Origin of the sequence: uncultured Marinobacter sp. (assembly GCF_963974375.1) — a bacterium.
In the GTDB taxonomy this organism is placed as follows: Bacteria; Pseudomonadota; Gammaproteobacteria; order Pseudomonadales; family Oleiphilaceae; genus Marinobacter.
Genome location: NZ_CAXBDN010000267.1, coordinates 1 through 5,965, shown reverse-complemented (window position 1 = coordinate 5,965; position 5,965 = coordinate 1). Strand labels below are relative to the sequence as shown.

Below are 5,965 nucleotides of genomic sequence, written 5' to 3'. Positions count from 1 at the left end.
CGGAAGACGTCGGCAAGATTGAGCAGGCCCAACTGCCGGATCATCTCCCCGGTGATGATAGTAGTGGTGCCGGGAACCCGTGTTTTGGGTTGCCGCAACCGGGTGGTCGTCAATACTTCCGGAAGGGACGAAAGGTTCATGTCCTCACTGCCGGCCACAGATTCCTCGGACCACAGGTCATCAAGGTCATCGGTAGCCACGGCCGGAACTGCGACCAACAGGAACGACAAAGCCACGGAGTGAAGTAGATTGTTCCTCAACGAAAAACCCTTGCTCGAGCGGTGCGAACGTAAAAATAGCGCTGAAATTTGAGTTGGCATGTCACCAATCTTTATTATCGGGGTCAAGGGAATTGCCGTTCCGGAACGCCGCCGAGTGGCTCCGGCTGAAGTGACAGAAAACGCTTGCTTGCTGGACGGTTTCAGCACTTCGGGACAACCCTTTACCGGGTATGTAAGGCAGAATATTACAGGGTGGAAAGGTGCATGTCAGTACGAAATCCGGTTTACTGGCCGGTACGGAGATCGTGACCGGGGTCATCCTGCCCGGCAATGTTGATGTATGAACTAAAGTGAGACCTCCAAAATTATGAATTGTTGGGAAATTCTGGGTATCGAACCGACCCGAAACGAAACTGAAATCCGGGCGGCTTACGAGCGCCAGAAAAAGTTTGCCAGTAACGATGACCTACGCCGGCTGGACTCTGCGCTCAGTGAAGCCCTGGGCCGGCCTGTGGCTGCCGGTCAGCGGGAAAGCATCGATCAGCCTTCCGGTTCCGCTGGTCCCGGACTCCGTTCCGACAGACCAGAGTCCGGACACCAGCTTCAGGCTGAAGATACCGGCCTGCGGGCACTGGATGCCGGCGAGCAGCAACTGGTGCGGGAAGTGGTGATTCAGGTCAGAGCCATGCTCAACGACAGCTATCGCATGAACGATGTCGCTGTCTGGCGCGCCATACTTGCCGAACCTCCCGCCGACCGTCGATCCATCAGACTGGCCATTGGCGAAGCCCTCGAGCAAGAGGTCCGGCCTATGGCTGAAAACGGCAGCTTCACACCACCGGTCGCCCGCTTCCTCGGTGACTGGTTCGAATGGTACGGCCTGGCAGAGGCCCATCAGCAAGCCATGGAACAGGTCGGTGATTCCGACTACGCCGGGCAGGGCGATGATGCCACCGGACAGAATGAGCCGGACGCGCCCCAGATGGTCAACTTCTGGCCCGCCGTTATCGGCTGGGTTGTGGGGGTGGTGGTGCTCTACTCGTTGTTCAGTGCGCTGACCGGAAACTGAGGTTCCGCATCAGACAAACCTGGGTTCAGGAGCGCTCGACAGAGCTTTGCGCGCCTCCCTGAACCCCTTCAGAATCAGCATTCTTCTGCTCAATCTTCATCCTGTATCGCTGTGCCAGCATGGCACCGACAATGACCTGGATCTGGTTGTAACACATGATCGGAAGCACGATCATGCCAAACCCGGGGTGTCCCGCAAACAGTACCTGAGCCATAGGCAGACCGGAGGCCAGGCTCTTTTTCGATCCGCAGAAGACAACCGCCGCTTCGTCTTCCAGGCTAAACCCCAGTTTGCGGACGATCAGACTTGCCACCAGCATGAACAGACCGAGCAGCCCGAAGCAGAGCACGATGGTGAACACAACCGCTGACCAGGGCAGCTTTTCCCAGAGACCACTGACCACCGAGTGGGAAAAGGCGGTGTAGACAATAAGCCAGATCACGCACTGATCGTAACGGGACGTCAGGGATTCGTTGCGAGCCAGCACGCCGCCCAGCCATGGCCGCAAGGCATGACCCACCGCGAAGGGCAGCAAGAGCTGCAGGATGATGCTCTGCAGCGCGTCCAGTACCGCAAAATCTCCGGTTCCGGCGGTGCTTACCAGCAGCATCAACAAAAACGGCGTCAGCATCATGCCAAACACATTGGATGCCGCGGCGCTGCAGATGGCGGCCGGAACATTGCCTTTTGCCAGCGCGGTATACGCAATAGAGGAAGACACAGCAGAAGGCAGCACTCCGAGATAAAGAAATCCCAGTCCCAGATCAGCCGGCATCCAGCCCGGCGTCAGATGCTGGAGGCCATTGACCGGCAACACCGCCAGTGGAAAAAACACGAAGGTGAGGGCGGTTATCACAATGTGCAGGCGCCAATGTGTAGCCCCTTCCACGATCTGCTGCCGCGACAGGGCCGCACCATGCAGGAAAAACAGCAGCGCCACAGCGAGGGTGCCGACGCTGGACATGACCTCAGCAGCCTGGCCACGAACCGGTAAAAAACTCGCCAGTACAATCGCCCCCAGCAGCAGCAACGTGAACCGATCAAGACGGAATCTCATTGCGCGGCCCTCGCCAGCACATCGAGGCTGGGTTGCAGCAGACCTCTGGCCAGACTGCGGGCCTTGTCCGGGTTTTGCTGACGAACCGCTGCAAGTAACAGTTCATGGGCTTCCTGGGTTGGCTCGGGCAGATCGGTATCCTGCTCAGTGCGGGCGATGGTTTCGCTGACCGACTGGGCAAAATAGCTGTACAGATCCCTGAGCGGCGTATTGTGAGCCGCCGCCACCAGGGCGTGGTGGAACAATTCGTCATGATGAATACGCTGCTCGATACTGCCGGCAGCCGCCCGCTGGTCGAGCGCACCGGTCATCGCAGCGAGATCCGCCGATGTCCGGCGCAGGGCGGCCAGACCCGCCGCCTCGGTTTCCAGCATGATCCGCACTTCCAGCTGTTCACGGAGCAGGCTCCGGCCTGCCCGCCGCAAGGTCTCACCGGCATCGCGGGTTGCCCGCACAAAGGTACCGTCGCCCTGGCGGGTTTCCAGCATTCCGACGTGGGCCAGAACCCTGACCGCCTCTCTTACCGTATTGCGACTCACCCCCAGCGCGGTTGCCAGCTCCGCTTCCACCGGCAGGCGATCGCCCACTGACCATTGGCCCTGCTCAATGGCGGTACGAATGGATTCAATGGCGGTTTCAACCAGAGATCCGCGATTAATTCGCTGTAGCGTGGTCATCATTGGGTGTCCTGTGACGTGATGATCCAATCATCCTATGAATATTTAGTAACTGCAAGTCCCGTGGCGGAAACACCGGGGTGTTCATTCGCAAACCCGGGTTACCGGACAGCACAAGGCAGTGGCGACTGCAGAAGGCAAGGAAGCAGACAGTAGAGAGGACAATCAAGAGAACAGCAAAGAGGACAATGGGGAAAAACAGGACTAAGCTTTCTGAGTAGAGCCTGCCACACCGGTTTCCAGCCATCTGTCTGGTTCCGGAGTAACGCGCCCGCTCACACAACAGGAGACAGTGTTATGGAAGATCCGGTGCACACCCTCAGCGACCTGTTCAAGCAACTCGGTTTGCCTGACGACAGCGATTCCATTGAGTCCTTCATTCATCAACACAAGCATATGAAGGACACGGTAAAACTATCGGAAGCGCCGTTCTGGACCGATGCCCAGCGCCGCTTCCTGAAAGAAGAACTGGAGGAAGACGCCGACTGGGCCGAACTGGTTGACGAGCTGAATACCCGCCTGCATTGACGGGCTGTGCCCTGCAGCAATCAGTAACGAAGCAGGGCGGAACCCCAGGTGAAGCCTCCGCCGAAGGCCTCAAGCATAACCACCTGGTTGCGTTGGATGCGACCGTCACGCACCGCCACATCCAGCGCCAGTGGTATTGAGGCGGCAGAGGTATTGCCGTGCTTGTCTACGGTTACCACCACCTGATCCATCGACATGCTCAGTTTTTTGGCGGTTGCCGCGATGATCCGTAAATTGGCCTGATGTGGCACCAACCAGTCGATATCCGTTTTTTCCATCTGGTTGGCTTCGAGGGTTTCATCCACGATACGGCCCAGCGTGTTTACGGCAACCTTGAACACTTCATTGCCTTTCATTTCGATAAAGGCCTTGCCTGCTTTCACCTGGTCGTAGTTGAACGCAACGCCACAGGGGACGTGCAACAAATCTTCGTATTGGCCGTCGGCATGAATATGGGTCGACAGGATGCCGGTCTCCTCATTGGCCTCAAGAATCACCGCACCAGCGCCATCACCGAACAATACGGAGGTGCCGCGATCCTCCCAGTTCACGATGCGGGAGAAAACCTCAGCGCCGATCACCAGCGCCTTCTTGCTGCTGCCGGTCTTGATGAATTTGTCGGCAACGGACAGGGCGTACACAAACCCGCTGCACACCGCCTGAATATCAAACGCCGGGCACCCCTGGATGCCCAGCCGGGCCTGAAGGATGCAGGCAGAGCTGGGAAAAATCTTGTCGGGGGTGGAGGTGGCAAACACGATCAGATCAATGTCCTGGGCATTGATACCCGCGGCTTCAATAGCCCGCCGGGATGCCTGTTCCGCCAGATCTACGGTGGTTTGCCCTTCGGCAGCGATATGGCGCTGCGCAATACCGGTACGCTCGCGAATCCACTGATCGCTGGTATCCACCATGGTTTCCATTTCTTTGTTGGTGAGAACCCTTTCTGGCAGGAAAGAACCGGTGCCGGCAATGCGAGAATAAACCATGTATCACGTTCCTGAATGTTGTTCTGGTAAAAATGGAGTCTGGCGATAAAGAAGTAACGATGCCGTAAGTGTCGCCAAATTGTAAAATACAGTCACGCAGTGTACCTGTTTCCGGGGCCGGAGTTATTAGCAATTTGTCAAAGAATGGAGATACCGATCGACTGTGCAGGCACTGAGATTCGCGCTCATGGGCTGGCGAAACAGGGCCGGGAGAGCACCGGAATCACCTGTCTTACTGCAGGTTTTCAAGTCTCTCAGAAAGCATGGTACTGTCTGATAAGAGTCATTCGGCACCACACAGCAGACAAATCAGACACTGGCGGGCAGGTTTTATGAACGTAGTTATTATCGGCGCGGGAATTATGGGAACTACCTTTGCCACCCTGGCGAAAGAACTGGCGCCTGAACTGGATATCACCATTCTGGAGCGACTGGACCGCGCCGGGGCGGGGAACTCATGGGCATTCAACAACGCCGGTACCGGACACGAAGCCAACTGTGAACTGAACTACACGCCGGTGGACGAAGAGATCATTTCGGTCGAGAAAGCGTTGAAAATCCATGCCCAGTTCAATGTGGCCAAGCAGTTCTGGGCACACCTGATCGACAAGGGCGCCATCACGGACCCGACAACGTTCATTAACCAGACCAAACACTGCACCATTGTTTCCGAGTCTGACATCGAAGAGCTGCAGTTACGATTCAAGGAAATGTCGGCGCATCATTTTTTCGAGCACATGCGTTACTCGGATGATTTTGAAGAAATAAAAAGCTGGATCCCCTACACCATGGAGGGGCGTCCCCGCCACGAGAAGATGGCAGCAACTGTTGTTGAAACGGGCACGGACGTTAACTTCGGTGCGCTTACCGAGCAGATGGCAACCCATGCCGAGCAGGAGTTGGGTGTAAAGTTTGAATACGGCACCCATGTCAGACGTGTGAGCCGAAGTCCTACCGGCCGCTGGGTTATCAGAGCTGAATGCAAGGGGGTCAAGGTTGAGCACAGGGCCGATGTGCTCTTTGTAGGTGCCGGTGGTGGCGCCTTCCCACTGTTGAAACGCAGTCACCTGCCATTCCGTAACCGCTTTACCGGATTTCCTGTGGGCGGGCGATTTCTGCAGGCTCCGATCAGCGAAGAGGAGGCCCGGAACTACCGGGCCAAAACCTATGGCAAAGCCAAAGTCGGCGCACCGCCCATGTCCGTGCCGCACCTGGACTTGCGGGTGGTGGACGGCAAGCATTACCTGTTGTTTGGTCCGTTTGCTTCCTTCAAGCCGGTTCTTGAGCGGGGGCGGGGCTTCCTTGATTATCTGACCTCGATACGACCCCACGACATTCCCGGCTTGCTGAATGTGGCGCTGGAGCACTTCCCCCTGGTCCGGTACCTGGTGTCCGAGACCTTCAAGGGGGAAAAGAGCATGTTT

At 57.0% G+C, this 5,965-nt stretch carries 6 protein-coding genes and 1 pseudogene; 3 read left to right on the top strand and 4 right to left on the bottom strand.

Features of this window, described 5'->3' with window-relative positions; genetic code table 11:
• Positions 1–260 (bottom strand): annotated as a pseudogene (locus AAC035_RS17815) (TonB-dependent receptor); the annotation flags it as partial.
• A 328-nt stretch (positions 261–588) separates the two neighbouring features.
• Between AAC035_RS17815 and AAC035_RS17810 the strand changes: the two are divergent.
• Positions 589–1,290 (top strand): J domain-containing protein, encoded by a 702-nt coding sequence (locus tag AAC035_RS17810; protein WP_339806437.1) that lies wholly within the window; start codon positions 589–591, stop codon positions 1,288–1,290.
• 25 nt (positions 1,291–1,315) lie between these two features.
• On the opposite strand, the gene AAC035_RS17805 is transcribed toward AAC035_RS17810, so the two are convergent.
• Entirely contained in the window at positions 1,316–2,347 is a 1,032-nt protein-coding gene (locus AAC035_RS17805) for a bile acid:sodium symporter family protein (protein ID WP_339806436.1), read from the bottom strand.
• Positions 2,344–3,027: an FCD domain-containing protein gene (locus AAC035_RS17800; RefSeq protein WP_339806435.1), complete on the bottom strand. Its 684-nt coding sequence runs from the start codon at positions 3,025–3,027 to the stop codon at positions 2,344–2,346. The genes AAC035_RS17805 and AAC035_RS17800 overlap by 4 nt, the downstream gene beginning before the upstream one ends.
• 294 nt (positions 3,028–3,321) lie before the next feature.
• Between AAC035_RS17800 and AAC035_RS17795 the strand changes: the two genes are divergently transcribed.
• Complete coding sequence (locus AAC035_RS17795) at positions 3,322–3,552, top strand: DUF2789 domain-containing protein (RefSeq protein ID WP_339806434.1); 231 nt, start codon at positions 3,322–3,324, stop codon at positions 3,550–3,552.
• Between the two features lie 20 nt (positions 3,553–3,572).
• Here the strand turns inward: AAC035_RS17795 and AAC035_RS17790 are convergent, their stop codons facing one another.
• Positions 3,573–4,541, bottom strand: coding sequence for a beta-ketoacyl-ACP synthase III (locus AAC035_RS17790; protein ID WP_339806433.1), 969 nt, complete (start codon positions 4,539–4,541; stop codon positions 3,573–3,575).
• Positions 4,542–4,873: 332 nt separating this feature from the next.
• Here AAC035_RS17790 and AAC035_RS17785 point away from each other — a divergent pair.
• Positions 4,874–5,965 (top strand): FAD-dependent oxidoreductase (locus AAC035_RS17785; protein ID WP_339806432.1); only part of this gene is annotated, 1,092 nt, incomplete at its 3' end.